15 protein-coding genes are annotated in these 16,549 nt (G+C 46.7%); 5 read left to right on the top strand and 10 right to left on the bottom strand.

The annotated features are described in order from the left end of the window. Nucleotides 1-90 precede the first annotated feature (90 nt). Nucleotides 91-1,545, bottom strand: a complete 1,455-nt coding sequence (locus QUA99_RS02005) for a folate/biopterin family MFS transporter (RefSeq protein WP_333236347.1) — start codon at nt 1,543-1,545, stop codon at nt 91-93. A gap of 243 nt (nt 1,546-1,788) precedes the next feature. Here QUA99_RS02005 and QUA99_RS02000 point away from each other — a divergent pair, with 243 nt between their 5' ends. After that, on the top strand, nt 1,789-2,250 hold the full coding sequence (locus QUA99_RS02000) for a cupin domain-containing protein (protein ID WP_333236349.1): 462 nt from the start codon (nt 1,789-1,791) through the stop codon (nt 2,248-2,250). 6 nt (nt 2,251-2,256) lie between these two features. Next, nucleotides 2,257-2,892, top strand: coding sequence for a class I SAM-dependent methyltransferase (locus QUA99_RS01995; RefSeq protein WP_333236351.1), 636 nt, complete (start codon nt 2,257-2,259; stop codon nt 2,890-2,892). A gap of 380 nt (nt 2,893-3,272) precedes the next feature. On the opposite strand, the gene QUA99_RS01990 is transcribed toward QUA99_RS01995, so the two are convergent. The 9 genes from QUA99_RS01990 to QUA99_RS01950 form a co-directional block, all read right to left on the bottom strand. Next, nucleotides 3,273-3,746: a hypothetical protein gene (locus tag QUA99_RS01990; protein WP_333236352.1), complete on the bottom strand. Its 474-nt coding sequence runs from the start codon at nt 3,744-3,746 to the stop codon at nt 3,273-3,275. A 298-nt stretch (nt 3,747-4,044) separates the two neighbouring features. Then, the gene (locus QUA99_RS01985) at nt 4,045-4,227 is read right to left on the bottom strand and encodes a hypothetical protein (RefSeq protein WP_333236354.1); all 183 of its coding nucleotides are present in this window, start codon (nt 4,225-4,227) and stop codon (nt 4,045-4,047) included. 28 nt (nt 4,228-4,255) lie between these two features. Beyond that, nucleotides 4,256-5,524 (bottom strand): sodium:proton antiporter, encoded by a 1,269-nt coding sequence (locus QUA99_RS01980; RefSeq protein WP_333236357.1) that lies wholly within the window; start codon nt 5,522-5,524, stop codon nt 4,256-4,258. Between the two features lie 203 nt (nt 5,525-5,727). Beyond that, on the bottom strand, nt 5,728-6,879 hold the full coding sequence (locus QUA99_RS01975) for a universal stress protein (RefSeq protein WP_333236359.1): 1,152 nt from the start codon (nt 6,877-6,879) through the stop codon (nt 5,728-5,730). Nucleotides 6,880-7,081: 202 nt separating this feature from the next. Further along, the gene (gene kdpC / locus QUA99_RS01970) at nt 7,082-7,711 is read right to left on the bottom strand and encodes a K(+)-transporting ATPase subunit C (protein WP_333236361.1); all 630 of its coding nucleotides are present in this window, start codon (nt 7,709-7,711) and stop codon (nt 7,082-7,084) included. A 41-nt stretch (nt 7,712-7,752) separates the two neighbouring features. After that, complete coding sequence (kdpF, locus tag QUA99_RS01965; RefSeq protein ID WP_333057215.1) at nt 7,753-8,022, bottom strand: K(+)-transporting ATPase subunit F; 270 nt, start codon at nt 8,020-8,022, stop codon at nt 7,753-7,755. Nucleotides 8,023-8,179: 157 nt separating this feature from the next. Further along, entirely contained in the window at nt 8,180-10,273 is a 2,094-nt protein-coding gene (gene kdpB / locus QUA99_RS01960) for a potassium-transporting ATPase subunit KdpB (protein ID WP_333236363.1), read from the bottom strand. 122 nt (nt 10,274-10,395) lie between these two features. Further along, nucleotides 10,396-12,198, bottom strand: coding sequence for a potassium-transporting ATPase subunit KdpA (gene kdpA, locus QUA99_RS01955; RefSeq protein ID WP_333236365.1), 1,803 nt, complete (start codon nt 12,196-12,198; stop codon nt 10,396-10,398). Next, nucleotides 12,183-12,518, bottom strand: coding sequence for a TrkA C-terminal domain-containing protein (locus QUA99_RS01950; RefSeq protein WP_333236368.1), 336 nt, complete (start codon nt 12,516-12,518; stop codon nt 12,183-12,185). The genes kdpA and QUA99_RS01950 overlap by 16 nt, the downstream gene beginning before the upstream one ends. A 292-nt stretch (nt 12,519-12,810) precedes the next feature. Between QUA99_RS01950 and QUA99_RS01945 the strand changes: the two genes are divergently transcribed. The 3 genes from QUA99_RS01945 to QUA99_RS01935 all read left to right on the top strand — a co-directional run. After that, on the top strand, nt 12,811-13,911 hold the full coding sequence (locus tag QUA99_RS01945; protein WP_333236369.1) for a HAMP domain-containing sensor histidine kinase: 1,101 nt from the start codon (nt 12,811-12,813) through the stop codon (nt 13,909-13,911). Continuing rightward, on the top strand, nt 13,908-14,600 hold the full coding sequence (locus tag QUA99_RS01940) for a response regulator transcription factor (protein WP_333236372.1): 693 nt from the start codon (nt 13,908-13,910) through the stop codon (nt 14,598-14,600). The genes QUA99_RS01945 and QUA99_RS01940 overlap by 4 nt, the downstream gene beginning before the upstream one ends. A 201-nt stretch (nt 14,601-14,801) precedes the next feature. Beyond that, nucleotides 14,802-16,549, top strand: a 1,748-nt coding sequence (locus tag QUA99_RS01935) for a DUF4347 domain-containing protein (RefSeq protein WP_333411359.1), incomplete at its 3' end; no start/stop codon positions are given.

Here is a 16,549-nt window from a genome sequence, read left to right as displayed (position 1 = left end):
AGAGGGCGCAGAGAGAAGGAAAGTCCCAGAATTGGGAAACACAGTTAAATTCATCCGTGTATCCGTGTCAAAATCCGTTTATGCCTGCTTTTATTGGCTCTCTACAGTGCGGCTTTGTGGCCTTACTGTGGGTACTAAGTCGGGAAAGTATTCGGGCATAAAATGCTGTCCGCATGGTTTGGAACTGCCCAGTTCTGGTTCTAATACGGGGAGATAATTTTGATAGTTTGGATCGCCGCTTTCTGTACTATCGGCTGGCAGCCAATTTAAGAACAGTAGGGGCAGAAGTGTGGACAGGTTTGTGATGATGATTAGCAGCCAGAGGTTATCGAAATTGCGATCGGTAATTCCTAGGAAGTGGGTCAAAACTGCACCGCCTTCGTTGGACAAAATTCCTGCTAAATTTGTGATTGACATCAGCAGCGCAAATAAAGTTGCTTCGACGCCTGGGGGACACAAACGGGCGGAGAGTACCAGCAGCGGCATATAAGCAATTTGTCCGATTACTGTCAGGATCAGGCTGTCTCCGATGCTGAACCATCGATCGTCAATTCCTAAAGCTCGGTTCGCATGAGTTACTAATAATAAAGTAGTCATGCCCAAAGCAGTCGCAATGACTGTTGACCATCCAAAAATTACTCGAAATGGCACTGTTTTGAGGAAGCGTTGAAACAGCCAGACGCCGGCGAGGGCGGCAATGCTGGTAACGAGGCGCACTCGGCCGAGAAATTCTGGTGGAAAGCCTAATTCGTTGGTGGTGAAAAAGAAGAAGGCGGCGTCTGAGCTTGGGGTGGCTTGCAAGAGGAAGAGAAAGGCGGTGGGCAGCCAAATTGTTTTTTGGGTAACAGCTTGTCGCAGTTGTTTTAGTTGGTCTTTGACGGTTTCAAAGCCGGTTCTTTTAATGGTTTTTTCTTCGGCAATTAACCAAGCTGTTGCTGATACAATTAGCGGGAAAGATGCGCAGATTAAAAAGATAGTCTGGATGCTGAAGTGTTCCAGCAGGGAACCGCTGAGGTAGGCGGTAATTAATCCGCCGAGGGCTGTAGCGCCCCAAGACAAGGATTGCAGGGAACCGGCGTCGGTAACGGATTCTTTTCTGGCCCTTTCGACTACCAGGGAGTCGGCGATTACGTCGCTGACGGCGGCGGAGAGGGAACTCAGGGCGATCGCGCCTGTAGCTGCAAGCGGCGTGTGTACAATTGTTGCGAGGCTAACCCATGCTGACGTTCCCAGCAGCCCGGAGAGAACGATGTAAGGGCGCCTGCGGTAGCCGAATATCGGCAACCCGTCGGACATGAAGCCGAACAATGGTTTTATCGTCCAAGGCAGGGCGACGATGCCCAGCATTGCCGAGACTTCTGCCGGACTCATACCTAGTTCGTCTTTGAGAAAAAAGCTGACGGCTAAGCGGGCTAGTCCGAGAATGCCTTGGACGAAGTAAATCAGTAAGATGGCTATGAGTTCGGGGGTTGGCTCATTCCCAAAGAATACTTTTTCTTTTAAAGATTCTTTGAGTTTGCTGACGCCGGACGGGGAAATGAGCATTTGAGAAATATTTCTTAATGAATCTCAATATTTATAACACATTCTTAATGAGTTGCGGGAACTGTCGGAGGTGGGATGCCAAAGTGACGGGGAGGTGGCAGCCGCTATAACATTGTAATTAGCTAAAATAAAACTGTGTTTTGCAGCCATGAAAGCACAAATTTAAAACGAACCGCTTTCGTCGCGTATGACGCGAAGGAAGAGAATGAAGAGAGAATTCACAACTGCTACCATGACTGTTATATGATTGTCGATCCTAAAAATGTGCCGGAAATTACGGGTTCCAAGTACCCTCAGCAATTCCAATCTGCTGTTGCCGGAAGAGTTAAAAAACGCTTGGGCGATGCTGCCGGATTGCATAATTTTGGGGTAAATTTGGTGAGGCTTGCACCGGGAAGTTGTTCTGCTCTCAGGCACTGGCATACCCGTCAAGATGAGTTAATCTATGTTCTGGAAGGGGAAGTTACTTTGATTGCAAATTCCGGAGAGGAAGTGCTGAAACCGGGTATGGCGGCGGGTTTTCCGGCTGGGGATTCAGATGGGCATCATTTAGTCAACCGCACGAATTCAGATGTTGTTTATCTGGAAATTGGCGATCGCACTCCGGGAGATAGTGCCGAATATCCCGATGACGATCTAATTGCGAAAGCTAACGGGAATAGTTGGATTTTTACTCGCAAAAATGGCGAGGTTTATGAGAGTTGAAAATTTATGAGTCAAGTGAATCTTTGGACTTCGGCGGAACACGCTTTGTGGTATCTTGCTAAAGCTGATGGCATTCCTCACCGCACTGAAGGTGAAGCGGTTTTGTTGGAGGAAGTGCCGAAAAATGTTAAGCGAATTCTGGATGTGGGCACGGGAGACGGGCGGTTGCTGGGTCTGCTTAAGTGCGATCGACCCAATGTTGAATTTGTGGCGATCGACTTTTCGCCGACAATGCTGGAAAAAGCCAGAATTCGCTTTGCCGATGACCAAAATGTCACGGTAATCGAGCACAATTTTGACGAAGCGCTACCGGATTTGGGCAAGTTTGATGCGGTTGTTTCTAGTTTTGCGATTCATCATGTAGCAGACGATCGCAAACGTTCGCTTTACGCCGAGATTTTCGAGCTTTTGGAGCCCGGAGGCATCTTTTGCAACTTGGAACACGTAGCGTCGGCAACTCCGGCTTTGCATCAGAAATTTCGAGAGGCGATCGGTATTAGCAACGATCCAGACGATCCGTCTAATCAATTGCTGGATGTGGAAACGCAACTGCGCTGGTTTAGAGAAATTGGTTTTACCGATGCAGACTGTTATTGGAAGTGGCGGGAACTAGCTTTATTAGTTGGGGTGAAACCTTTTTAGCTGCGGGTAAGGACTGCATTGTCGTGTCCTTTGAAAATTGGAAATAGTCACAATTAGTAAGGTGCGTCAGATTTTTAAACCCTCAATAATCGTTCTATAAATTCACCGGACGCACCCTACAGCCTGATTTGAGTATGCCAGTTGCCTAAGTCCTGAATATAAGAGGTTGCTGTCGTAGTAGTAGTCGATCGCGAACAGTTCTGGTTATTTTAAAATAACCAACAGAGTATTGAGGAGAGAACAGGCGAACTCTTAACCCAAACGATACAGAAAGCAACCGTTTTTTGGAGTAGCAAGCAAATTGAACCTCCAATTTACACTTTTAGTTAGTTGGGATGGCAGATATTGTCCGGTCACTCGTACATTGGGATCTTACCCAGTTAGAGTGCTGTTTTAAGAGTTATTAACCAAACGATCGAATTAACAACAAACAAAAAGGTATAAAAAATATAGATTGATGGAGCGCATATAGCTCTCCATAAAGAAGGCATTTTAATTGTTTTTAATAAACCGAGCGGGTGAACAAGACCTTCTGGAATTGAGCGAGTATTAAAACTTTCATCTAATGCGTTTTCATTATTCAAGAATTGGGTAACTGCATTGGCTCTTTGTATGTAATACAATTGCACCTTCCAGTAAGTAGCTTCTAAAAACCAGAAACCAAAAATTATAACGTATCCTAGAGGAACTAACGCATCTACTTTGCTTGTAAAAACCCAACCAATCAACGCTACCCAAATAGTAATTGCAGCAGTTTTTAATTGCATCATAATTGTTGTGAAGTTAGCTATTTTTTTCTCTAGTTCCTCTGCTCCTTTTTGCAGCATTGCTAGCTGAAATTGAAATCGATCCATGTTTAATTCGGCGAACGTTTATATTAGAGTTATCCAAAAAATTATCATCTTCTTTTCTTTCGATGTCGTTAGAGAACTTCGCCTGACGCACCCTACAAGTCGATTTTAGATTATACAGTAGACCTCTTGCAAAAATAGCTGGGACGGGCTCTCCGGCCCGTCCCAAAAAAAGTTTTTTCTCTTGTGGGATGGGCCGGAGAGCCCGTCCGAAAATTTGATCGAAAGGACTTTTGCAAGAAGTCTAGTAAGGTGCGTCAGCTCCCGAAATTCCCGATCGCCGTTAGAGAACGGGAGCATCTCATATTTGTAAAAACACTTCTCCTAGCTCCTTCCTTCTTCCTCTTTCCTCCTGCCTCGCAGCCTCCGGCCGTTCTGCCTCAAAACTGAGAGTTCTAGCTTGGCTGCTTTCATTGAGATGCTCCCTAGAGAACTTCGCCTGACGCACCCTACAAGTCGATTGTTGTGTGACAGTTGCGTCCATGACTATTAAAGTCACGCACCTTACTGAATTAAATTAAATCCGGTACTTTAGGTTTGATTCTGCGATCGTACCAGTTCATTAATGGGGTTGAAGTAATGCCGTGCAAAATCACAGATATCACGATGGTTGTAAAGGTAATCCAGGCAATTCTTTCAGCTATTTCCCCTTCCAAACCGTTACCGAAAGCATAGGTAAGATAATAGATAGAACCGACACCGCGAATGCCAAACCAACCGCACAGCCAGCGGCTGGCGGGATGCAAAGGACTGCCTATCGTACTGATCCAAGCTCCCACAGGCCGGATTAAAAAAATTAACAATCCAGCTACCAAGAGGGAGTATCCTCCATAGGCTAACATAGGCTCTAAGCGCAAAAGCGAACCTAATAGTAAAATAGTTGCTATTTCCATTAACTTTTCAATGCGCTCGGTAAAATGGAGTTGGGAAAGCGGTTTTTCTGGGTTGCGGTAACTCCGCTGCATCACAATTCCTGCTACAAAAACTGCGAGAAATCCGTAGCCGTTGACTACTTCGGTGAGGGAATATGTCAGCAGAATTGTGCTGAGAGCAATGAAATCTTCCATTAATTGATCGGCGGGTCGGTACCGTTGGAGTTGGCGATCGATCCAGGTGACGGCTTTAGCTACTAAAATGCCCATAACGATACCTGCGGCGATCGCCCAAATCAAGTCAATTGCTACCCACTGCGAAAACCAGTTTGGCAAGTTGTGATCTTTTAGTGCATAAATGCCGAAATAAACGAAGGGAAAAGCTAAAGCATCGTTCAAACCGCCTTCCGAGGTTAAACCAAAGCGCAATTCATCGCGATCGTCTATATGTGCTAACTGAACTTCTGAGGCTAAAACAGGATCGGTGGGAGCGAGAATTGCTCCCAATAAAATTGCCGCCCCCCAATCTAATTTCACCAACCAATGAGCGACAGCGGCCACCGCAAAAATCGAAATTGGCATTAAAAAACCGATCAGCCGGACTGTAGAATTCCAAGCCCAAAATTGTAGCGGGCGATTCATTTTTAAGCCGCAACTGAACAGAGAAACAATAACTACAAATTCTGTGAGTCTTTCTAAAAATTGAGCTTCGGGACGCAAGTCAATCAGCTTGATGCCGTAGGGCCCCAATCCGATACCGACAATTAGATAAATTAAGGCATAAGATACAGGCAATCCTGAAATCCATCCGGAACCCAAGGTAACGGTCAGCAGGAGGATGCCAATAACTAGCAAGTTGAGAATGTAATCATCCACCATAGCGATCGCACTTTTAATCAGGTTTACCAAGTGCGATTTTTACAGATAAAAGCTTCTGGGGCATCCGTCGTCCGCTAGATTCAGCTATCCTCCAAAAGTGGTGGGGGCGGGTTTATATAGATTGTTAGTGGGAATTAGAGATTGTTGGTGAAACCCGCCCCTACAAGTATTATGGTTAATTTACCGGAGATCGTCCGACTGATGACTAATGACTAATGACTGAGGACTAATAATTAATTAGAAAGACCACTTTTTTCGGTAGCGATGATGTGCAAATCTACGTGTTTGAGCGATCGCACTAACTGTTGAGTCAAAGAACCCCGCAGCAGCAATTTCCAGCGGGATTGCTGGCTTTCGCCGATCACAATTTGAGTAATGCGATACTGTTTAGCTACCTCCGAAATCGCTTTGGCTATATTAGTACCGTTTACCCGCAAAAATTGCCCGTTAAATTCTTGACACAGTTTCTCACAAGTTTCAACGTGCAAGCTTTCTGCTTTTGTTAAAAATCTGTCTGGATCGTTGACAAACACAGCATAAAACGGGGCATTCATGTAGCTAGCAATCCTCGCGCCTCGCCGCAGCAGTTGCAAGGAATTGGGATAAGTCGAGATGCACACTAATACTCGTTCGTGAATGTTGCAAGATTGACCTTTTAAAGTTGCTGCGTCGTCTTCAACATTGTCTGCTACTTCTCGCAGGGCAAGTTCTCGCAAAGCAATTAAATGACGGCGCTGGAAAAAGTTTTCTAAAGATTGTTCAATTTTTTCGGGAGCATAAATTTTGCCTTCTAGCAACCTTTCTTCTAAAGTTTCTGGCGTGACATCGACAACGACTATTTCGTCAGCATCTTCGAGGACGCGATCGGGCACTCGCTCTCGCACTACAACTCCGGTAATTCGAGCTACTAAATCGTTGAGACTTTCTATGTGCTGAATGTTGAGGGTGGAGAAAACATCTATTCCAGCATTCAGAATTTGTTCGACATCTTGATATCGTTTTTCTCGCAGAGAACCCGGAATGTTTGTATGAGCCAGTTCGTCTATTAATGCTAATTGAGGACGGCGTTCTATGACAGCATCCAGATCCATTTCGGTGAGCATTTTTTCGCCGCGTCGCATTTGTTTTTTGGGTACTATTTCCAATCCTTCTGCTTTAGCTGCTGTCTCTTTCCGCCCGTGAGTTTCTAACAGTCCAATTACCACATCAATGCCTTCAGATTTGAGCCTGTGTCCTTCTTCCAGCATTCGGAAGGTTTTGCCGACACCGGGGGCCATGCCGATAAATATTTTGTGCTTTCCCCGGCGGGGGGTGCGATCGTAAGTGCGGTTTGGTTGGGCGTAAACCGCGTCTGGATTGTTGGTAAGTTCGCTAGAGTGAATCATCGCTGAGTAGTGAGTTGGCAGTTGGCAGTTGGCAGTTGACAGTTGTCAGTTGGCAGTTGTCAGTTGGCGATTGTCAGTTGGCGATTGTCAGTTGTCAGTTGTCAGTTAGCGATTGTCAGTTGCTACAAATAACAAGTAACAAATAACTAATGACTACTGACTAATGACTGCTGACTACTGACTACTGACTACTGACTGTCAACTATTGTAAACGGTCGAGAGCCAAATTCAGTTGGAGGACGTTAACTCCCGGTTCACCGAAAATGCCAAGAAATCTGCCCTCTGTATTTTTAGCTACCAACATTTCTACTTGATTGAGATTGAGCGATCGCACTGTTGCTATCCGCTGAATTTGCGATCGAGCTGCCTCTACGCTAATGTGCGGATCGAGGCTAGAACCAGAGGTGTACACTAAATCAGCAGTCGGTTTGATACCAGCTTTGTTGAGGCGGTCTAATTCAACTTGCACCCCCTGAAAACCATCTTTTTCATTACCTCGCTTCAGCAAATCCGAGTTGCTGGGAGCAAGGTTGCTAGCTCCCGAAACACCTGTTCTTTGACTGGAATTTTCTCCCTTTGTGGGGTCGTAATCTTCGGTCGCAAAGCTGCTGTAATTTGTGGTGCTGGGGCGGCTCCAAAAATATTTATCCGAGCTGAAGGTTTGACCTATTAAGGAGGAACCCACGACAACTCCTTGCTTAGTAATTAAGCTGCCGTTTGCCTGGGAGTTGAAGGCAATTTGACCGATTACTAACAAGATTAAAGGGTAAATAATGGCTGTAATTCCCCACAAAACCAGGGTAAGGCGAATGGCTCTAATTATTTCTCTCATAAATTACCTCGCTCGGTTATTTGGTAAGGGTTAATTATTGACTAAAATCTTTCCGGCTGAAAAATGACTACGAACAAGTAAATAGAAAGGGCGATAATCACCAAACCTAGGAGACTTAAACCCCAGACAGCTTTTCGGGTTAAATCTTCACCCGCAGCAGCGTATACAGCGGGGGCAACTATAGCATTGAAACACATTACTAGAAATAGCTGCACCGGGATTGGGTGGCGCTGCCAAAGCCTTTGAGCTAACTCAATAATTTCTTGGAAGTCTCTGGGAAAAATATCATTCAGCAAATCATTCCGTTTCATGAATTCTCCTTATTTTGGGAATAAATATCTGTCTTTCTATTGGATAATTGTTTGGGAAAAATCGAGGCAGAGCCTCTGGATATGCGTTCCCCGGCTCTGCCGGGGAACGAGATTAATCCGTGTATCCGTGTCAAAATCCTTGTCATGCTTTCCCGATCTATGCTAACCCAACGGCGGCAATGAAAACATCAATAATTTTGATAGCAATAAACGGCGCGACTGCTCCACCCAATCCGTAGATTAAAATATTCCGCTGCAACAGTTGATTTGCAGTCAAGGGTCTAAACTTTACACCAGTTAATGCTAGTGGAATCAAAGCGGGAATAATCAAAGCATTGTAAACTAATGCTGACAAAACTGCCGATTGACCGCTGGCTAAACCCATCACGTTCAAAGCGCCAACCGGGGCAAACATTGCCGGAATAATTGCAAAATATTTAGCGATATCGTTGGCTAGGGAAAATGTGGTCAGCGCGCCGCGAGTAATCAGCAATTGTTTGCCAATTGTCACTAAGTCAATTAGTTTGGTAGGGTCAGAATCTAAGTCCACCATGTTTGCAGCTTCCTTCGCGGCTTGGGTTCCCGAATTCATCGCCAGTCCTACGTTTGCTTGCGCTAGTGCGGGTGCGTCGTTGGTTCCGTCTCCTGTCATTGCGACTAATTTTCCCTCGGCTTGTTGCTTGCGAATTACGTCGATTTTGTCCTCGGGAGTTGCTTCGGCAATGAAGTCGTCAACGCCTGCTTCATCGGCAATTACTGATGCTGTAATTCGGTTATCTCCGGTGAGCATAATGGTACGAATTCCCATTTTTCGCAGTTGGTCAAACCGATCGCGAATTCCCGGTTTGATGACATCTTTTAAATAGATAATGCCGTAGGTGTCGTTACCTTGACAAACGCCTAGAGGTGTGCCTCCAAGTCGCGAAACTCGCTCGTAAGCTTCATCGAGATCCGGCCCGAAATTGCCGCCGCGCGATCGCACAAAACCTTTCACCGCATCCACCGCACCCTTGCGAACCTCCGTCCCATCGGGCAAATCCGTGCCAGACATCCGCGTTTTTGCGGAAAAATCAAGCCCCGTGGCGTTGGTGCGATCGAAATCCACCTGTGCGCCCAAATTCTGGGCCAAACGGACGATCGACTTTCCCTCTGGAGTATCGTCAAACACGCTCGCATCCAGGGCTACCTGCGCCACTTCTTGCAGTGAATGACCGTTGACCGGAATGAATTCCTCGGCTAAACGGTTCCCCAGCGTGATCGTCCCCGTTTTGTCCAAAATCAGCGTATTCACGTCGCCGCAAGCTTCCACGGCGCGTCCAGAGGTCGCTATCACGTTAAACTGAGCGACGCGATCCATCCCCGCAATGCCGATCGCGCTCAGCAAACCTCCAATGGTTGTTGGAATCAGCGCCACCAGCAGCGAAATCAGCGTCACCACGCCCACAGGAGTTTTCACGTAATTTCCCACGGGCGGAATCGTCGAAACCACAATCAAAAACACCAGAGTCAGCACCGCCAGCAGCACCGTCAGCGCGATCTCGTTCGGCGTTTTCGATCGTTCTGCGCCCTCTACCAGCGCGATCATCCTGTCCAAAAACCCCTTACCTGGATCTGCCATCACCCGCAGCGTCAGTTCGTCGGAAAGGATGCGCGTACCGCCAGTGACCGAACTGGCGATGTCCGAACCCGGTTCCTTGAGCACCGGTGCGGATTCCCCGGTGATCGCAGATTCGTCTACAGATGCGACACCTGCGATCACTTCGCCGTCGGCGGGAATGACATCGCCTGCGATCACTTTAATTTGGTCGCCGCGTCTCAGAGATGTCGAACTAACTTCTTGAATCGAACCGTCTGGTAGGAGTTTGCGGGCTGTTGTGTCGGCTTTGGTCGATCGCAGCGCATCTGCTTGCGCTTTGCCGCGCCCTTCTGCTATGGCTTCGGCAAAATTAGCAAATACCAAAGTGAAGAACAAAATAAACGTGACTAAACCGTTGAAAACTCTCTGATTTTCGCCGGGAACCGGGCCGAACAGCGTCGGGTCGATCGTTAAAAGTGCAGTCACAATTGTGCCAACCCACACCACGAACATCACCGGATTTTTCAGCATCACCCGCGGGTTTAGCTTGACAAAAGCTTGTTTAAAAGCTCTTTGATAAAGGCCTTTTGTATTTGCTTTCGGCGTGTGCTTGCGAGACTCGCGAGAGCCTCTAGCAGGCTTTTTTGGGGAATCAGGAGTATTGGAAGAAGCCATATCGATTTTAGATTTTAGATTTTAGATTTTAGATTTGGGATTTGGGATTTGGGATTTGGGATTTGGGATTGTTGCCAGCAACAGCAGTTTATTGTCGCTGCATTACTTAATGCAATCTACATCTACTGTCCGCTGTTTGGTGTCGGGGTTGTCGCTTCAGGCGAAGGCGTTGCTAAAGGCGAAGGCGTTGCTAAAGGTGTTGTGGGTGCAGTTATCGGTGTGGGTTCAAATTTGCCGCTGCTAATTTCATATCCTTCGGCAATTGGCCCTAAAGCTAGGACTGGGAAAAATGTCAGCGCGCCCAAAATTATGATTACTCCTGCGGTGACGCTGGTGAACAAAACTGAATCTGTTCTGAGAGTGCCCGTTGTTTCGGGAACCAGTTGTTTGTTCGTCATGCTGTCAGCTAAAAGCAGCAGGGCAATAATTGGAACGTAGCGCCCCAACAGCAGGCTAAAACAGGTGCTTAAATTCCACCAAAGTCCTGTCGGCGCGGGTTGAGAGTCGGCCAATCCTTCCAAGCCAGAACCGTTGTTAGCGGCCGCCGAAGCGTATTCGTACATCACCTGGGAAATGCCGTGAAATCCCGGGTTGCTGATGCCGCTCAAACTGTCGGTAAAGGCGAGGGTAATTGCACCAGGGATTACAACTGCGATCGGGTGAATTAACAAAACAACGCTGGCTAAAACAATTTCTCGTTTTTCAATTTTTCGTCCCAAAAACTCTGGCGTTCTACCCACCATCAATCCGGTGAGAAATACGCTCAAAATCGAGTAGATAAATAAGTAAGCCGTTCCCGTTCCTTGTCCGCCCCAAACGATTTGCAGAAACAAATTAAACAGAGTAGCAAAACCACCGGGAGGCATTAAGGAATCGTGCATCCCGTTGACCGCGCCGCACATTGTGCCAGTCGTAGTCACCGCCCACAGTGCAGTCTCTGCCCAGCCAAACCTAACTTCTTTGCCTTCTAAATTTGGCTGCTGCGAACCCAGTAAATTATTAATTTGAGGGTTGCCGCCGTACTCGCCAAATGCTGCAATGCCAATCAAGACAACGTAGATACCAAATACCATCCAAAAAATCAGCCATCCCTGCTTTTTGTTGTTGGCAAATCTGCCGTAGGTGTGAATCATCGCTGCTGGTATAGAAACCATTGCTAGTGTTTCCAGCAGGTTGGTAAAAGGGTTGGGATTTTCAAAGGGATGAGCCGAGTTGATGGCAAAAAATCCGCCGCCATTTTCTCCCAGTTGTTTGATGCTTTCAAAGTGAGCAACTGGGCCGCGAGCAATTACTTGCGTGCCGCCTTCTAAGGTACGGGCAACTGCCGGCCCCGCAAGGGTTTCCGGCACTCCTGAAATTAGCAAAAACAAGGCAATTATTAAAGAAAGGGGCAGCAGAATGCGGGTGATTGATTGAATTAAATCGATGTAAAAGTTGCCCAATGGACGGCCTGTCAATCCCCGAATAAAGGCAATCCCTACTGCTAAACCGGTAGCGGCTGAGGTAAACATTAAAAATCCCAGGGATAACTGCGATAGATAACTGAATGTTGTCTCGCCGGAGTAATGCTGTTGGTCGGTATTTGTGAGGAATGAAATAGTTGTGTGCAGCGCAGTATCCCAGGTTGGGGCACTTAGGCTGGTGGGATTTAAAGGCAGCACTCCCTGAAGCATGAAAATTAAGAAAACAAATATGCCCATTGCTGCATTGCTGTAGAGTAACGATCGGGCATACTGCCAACCTGTCATCGAATCAACCACACGGATATTGCCGGCGGTATAGATGAGTTGTTCTACAGGTTTGATGGCGGGGTCGAGGATGGTTTTTTCTCCCATGTACACCCGCGCCATGTATTTACCAAACAAAGGCGATATCGCTACTAAAATGATTAGCGTTAATGCGATTTGAGTTAATCCTTGCAGCATAATTGAGCCAAAAAGTCCTCGTTGGATAAATACGCTTCACTACTTGGGAAAGGGCTTCTAAAAGAAGTCCACAAAACCGGGTGAGTTTTCTTCAAGGTAACATATAGTTCGGGGGCGATCGCCGAATTCAATGCTACTGCTAAGATGCAATCTCCGTAGTAGATCGCCGGGTTTTCGCTAGCTAGAATTACTCGCCCTTTTCTTGCTAACCCCAAGCACTGGCTACTACTGGGCAATGGTATATCATTTAATGCCATGCCGCAATAACTGCTGTTGAATTGGATGGTAACTTGGATTAGTTTTGGTTCTGCAAAGCTCATATATGACTTATACTAGCCACAAAATGTCGTTTACTCTTACTAATTACTATACTTAAGGCTATTATTTTTGATAATCACTCTAGAGGTATAAGTTGGTGTTTACAAGTAATGTTATTTATCATATATATTTACTAATATACAAATATTTAGTTTGTTTTCAGGATCTATATTTGCCGATATATATCCTATCTAAACGCTATTTTTTTGCGCCACAATAGACAAGAGAGTTTTAAGAAAAATAGAAGGCAGAGAGTTGAGTGTAAATATAAAATTTAAAATGGATTAATTGAGGATGTTGAAAAGCTTATTGACAATAAAAAAAAACCTGGCAATTCAGGAGAAGTATTTGCGGGGGAGGTGGTCGATCGCAATTTTATTTGCGATCGTGGCAGCGCTGGAATTTACTACGCCGTCGGAGTATCTGTTTGGGTATTTGTACACAGGGCCGATTTTACTGGCAAATTCGCGCTTGAGTCGGTTGGGTAAGTTACAGATTACGCTGGTAGCAGTAGCTTTGACGCTGTTAAATTTGTTTGTTCCTCATGGAGAAGCGATCGCCCTAGCAACTGTAGCAAATAGATCGATCGCAGTCATGGCTTTAGGGGTGACGGGATATTTGAGCGATCGCAACCAGCAGTACCAAGAGACGATCGCGATCGCTAAAGCTGAGTTGCAGTCGCAGCAGCGGCTGGCAAGCATCCGAGAAGATTTTGTCTCTACTTTGAGTCACGACTTGAAAACGCCGATGCTGGGGGCGATTGAAACAATTAAAGCTTTTGGGTCAGCAAAATTTGGGAATGTCACCGCCAGTCAGCAAAAAGTTCTCGAAACAATGGCGCGATCGCACCAAATGTCTCTACAATTAGTAGAAACGCTGCTGGATGTTTACCGCAACGATGCCGAAGGTTTAAAACTGCAACTTGCTCCCGTAAATTTAGTAGCATTGGCAGAAGAAGTAATTGCAACACTCATCCATTTATCGGCGGCGCGCCGGGTTTACATTAATATGAGTTACGGAGAGTCAGATTTCCGCCGGTCTTTGTGGGTAAATGGTGATGCTGTGCAACTCCAGCGCGTTTTTGTTAATTTGCTAACAAACGGCATTAACCATTCTCCTCGCGGTGGCAAAGTAGAAATTGTTATGGAATCTTATGCGAGTTATCAGGTGGTGAAAGTTATCGATAGCGGGTTGGGAATTACCGCCGATGAACTGCCCCACTTGTTCGAGCGTTTTTATCAAGGACACAGCGACCGGCAAGCCAAAGGATCGGGATTAGGATTATACTTATCTCGCCAAATTATTGATGCGCACGGCGGTATAATTTGGGCAGAAAATAACTTGCCACACGGTGCTTTATTTGGATTCCGACTCCCTGCTATCCCACAGAAATGAAACCAGCTTATCCCTTGCGAATTCTCCTAGTGGAAGACGACGAACTGTTTCGGTTAGGACTGCGAACGCGGTTGCAGCAAGAAAGTTGCTTACAAGTAATTGCCGAGGCCGAAGATGGAGAAATGGCCGTAGAATTGACTCAGGAACACTTACCCGATGTGGTAGTTCTCGATGTCGGTTTGCCGGGAATTGGGGGTATTGAAGCGTGCCGCCAAATTAAACAGCGACATCCAGCAATTCCAGTTTTAATTTTAACATCTCATTCCCAAAAATCGTTAATTGAAAGATTGATTGCTGCCGGTGCCCAGGGCTATTGTCTAAAAGGAATCGCGGCGGAAAGTTTGGTTTTGGCAATTCGATCTGTGGCGGTGGGCGCTTCGTGGTGGGATAAGGCTGCGACTTTGGAAATTCGGGCGGTTTTTGCTAATCCCGAACCTTTTAAAAATGGGTTGAAATCGGAACTTTTGGAGAATCCGCTGACGAAGCGAGAACAAGAAATATTAGCTTTAATTGCGGGGGGGAAAACTAATCAGGAGATTGCTCAAATATTGTACATTGCTCCGGGGACAGTGCGAGTTCACGTGCACGCGATTTTGCAAAAGTTAGAAGTGCGCGATCGCACTCAAGCTGCTGTTCTCGCTATTCAGAAAGGATTGGTAGCACAAGAACTTTTGGCCGTCGAACCCTAAAAGGGCAACTTTTGTACTGGGATTGTCGGTTTTTGAAATTAATTATTTGCTAAACGCGCCTCTACAAGATGAATCTGTAGCAGCTTCACGGAAAGTTAATATCAGTCTTGATTGTTAATTTTATTCATGACATTTAATGTGTGAATTTGCTAAGCTCTTTACATCTTAATTTTCCTACGGTCATCTAACCAGAGGTGTATTGTGCAAAATTTTATTAATTCAGTTGTAAGTTCGATCGCCTTTCTCGATTCTGCCCTTCCAGATGCCCAAACTCTCCGCAACGGCATCGCAGCGGGGACAGAAGTAATTACCCTCGATGCGGCGCGGGATGGAGTAGCACAAATCACGGCCGCGCTAGCGACTCGCAGCAATATCAAAAGCATTCATATCATCTCCCACGGCCGCCCCGCGAGTTTGCAGCTAGGCGCGATCGATCTAAACTTGACAAATTTAAAAAAATATGGTAAGCAATTGCAGCGCTGGTCGCGATCGCTGGCAGAGAGTGGAGAGATTTTGCTGTACGGGTGCGAAGCAGCGGCGGGGGATGCGGGCGCTAACTTCGTGCAGCAACTGAGTCAGCTAACCAAGGCAAAAATTGCTGCTTCAAGGGGGCCGATCGGCAGTTCCGCTATGGGCGGAGACTGGCAGCTAGATTATACAACGGGAGCCGTGTCATCTGGGTTGGCGATCGACCAGGCCACAATGGCCGCTTATCAATTTGTGTTCGGCCTTACCCTCTACGACGGCACAAGTAACTTTCCAGCCGGTTCGCCTCCCGGCATCGGGGCATCAGGTAGCACCCAATTAGCTTACGCGCAAATACCTCTGCCTGCCCCATTTGGTTCTGGTGTCCTAGCTACTGGTGCTTTCTCGCCTAACACGACGGGCATTAATACTGCTAGCGTGACGGCAGCTAATGACACTACAGGCTATGCGGGCTATACCAACTACCAGTACACCCCTAATCCCGCACCAGGAACAGTTAATCTAGTTAACCCAAGTTTCCCCGCACTCAACCTCACCAACGGTTATAGCGTCTCTTTCAACGTTGCAGTTACGGCTGAAAACAGTAATAGTGACGATCGGTCAGGTTTCAGCATCATCGCCATTAGCAGCGACGCTCAAACTGGTATTGAACTCGGTTTCACCAACCGCAACCTTGCCCCTAACGGAGGCATTTTTGCTCAAAACGGTGGCGCATCCCCAACTCTTTTTACTCGCGGGGAAAATGCACCTTTACCTTTTGACATCAACACTCCTACAGACTACAAACTGGTCGTTCAAGGCAGCACTTACACCTTGTTTGCCGGTGGCGTAGCAATACCAAACCTGACGAATCAGCCGCTGCGGAACTACACGGCATTTAATCCAGCAACCAGCCAGCCACCTTTACCCTTTAATCCCTACAGCCTGCCAAACTTCCTATTTTTCGGCGACGAAACCGATCAAGCAAGTTCCACTTTTACTCTCGGCCCCATCTCGGTTAATAATTTCCCGGTAGCCGTCGATGACCCCTACAGCGTCCTGCACGACAAAGTGCTCAGCCAATTTCCAGGAGTCTTAAGCAACGACACCGACGCCAACAACGACCCGCTGAATGCCGCTTTAGTTACAGGCCCGACCAAAGGTTCGATCGCGTTCGATAACTTGGGCGGCTTCACTTATACTCCCAATCCAGGCTTTGTAGGCACTGACACTTTCACCTACAGCGTTAGCGACGGCGCTGCTACTGTCCCCGCTACGGTGAATATCAACGTTACTAACAGTCCGCCAATAGTAAATCCCGATACCTACAGTGTTTTGCACGACAAAGTGCTCAGCCAATTTCCGGGAGTCTTAATCAACGACACCGACGCAGACTTAGATGTGCTCAATGCCGCTTTAGTTACAGGCCCGACCAAAGGTTCGATCGCGTTCGATAACTTGGGCGGCTTCACTTATACTCCCAA

The organism is Microcoleus sp. F10-B2, assembly GCF_036704965.1.
Lineage (GTDB): Bacteria > Cyanobacteriota > Cyanobacteriia > Cyanobacteriales > Microcoleaceae > Microcoleus.
This window is presented reverse-complemented; position numbering and strand designations above follow the sequence as displayed.

Excerpts from the sequence above, each read along its gene's own strand:
- QUA99_RS02005 (WP_333236347.1), bottom strand. The coding sequence starts at position 1,545 with ATGCTCATTTCCCCGTCCGGCGTCAGCAAACTCAAAGAATCTTTAAAA.
- QUA99_RS02000 (WP_333236349.1), top strand. The coding sequence starts at position 1,789 with ATGATTGTCGATCCTAAAAATGTGCCGGAAATTACGGGTTCCAAGTAC.
- QUA99_RS01995 (WP_333236351.1), top strand. The coding sequence starts at position 2,257 with ATGAGTCAAGTGAATCTTTGGACTTCGGCGGAACACGCTTTGTGGTAT.
- QUA99_RS01990 (WP_333236352.1), bottom strand. The coding sequence starts at position 3,746 with ATGGATCGATTTCAATTTCAGCTAGCAATGCTGCAAAAAGGAGCAGAG.
- QUA99_RS01985 (WP_333236354.1), bottom strand. The coding sequence starts at position 4,227 with ATGGACGCAACTGTCACACAACAATCGACTTGTAGGGTGCGTCAGGCG.
- QUA99_RS01975 (WP_333236359.1), bottom strand. The coding sequence starts at position 6,879 with ATGATTCACTCTAGCGAACTTACCAACAATCCAGACGCGGTTTACGCC.
- kdpC (WP_333236361.1), bottom strand. The coding sequence starts at position 7,711 with ATGAGAGAAATAATTAGAGCCATTCGCCTTACCCTGGTTTTGTGGGGA.
- kdpF (WP_333057215.1), bottom strand. The coding sequence starts at position 8,022 with ATGAAACGGAATGATTTGCTGAATGATATTTTTCCCAGAGACTTCCAA.
- kdpB (WP_333236363.1), bottom strand. The coding sequence starts at position 10,273 with ATGGCTTCTTCCAATACTCCTGATTCCCCAAAAAAGCCTGCTAGAGGC.
- kdpA (WP_333236365.1), bottom strand. The coding sequence starts at position 12,198 with ATGCTGCAAGGATTAACTCAAATCGCATTAACGCTAATCATTTTAGTA.
- QUA99_RS01950 (WP_333236368.1), bottom strand. The coding sequence starts at position 12,518 with ATGAGCTTTGCAGAACCAAAACTAATCCAAGTTACCATCCAATTCAAC.
- QUA99_RS01945 (WP_333236369.1), top strand. The coding sequence starts at position 12,811 with ATGTTGAAAAGCTTATTGACAATAAAAAAAAACCTGGCAATTCAGGAG.
- QUA99_RS01940 (WP_333236372.1), top strand. The coding sequence starts at position 13,908 with ATGAAACCAGCTTATCCCTTGCGAATTCTCCTAGTGGAAGACGACGAA.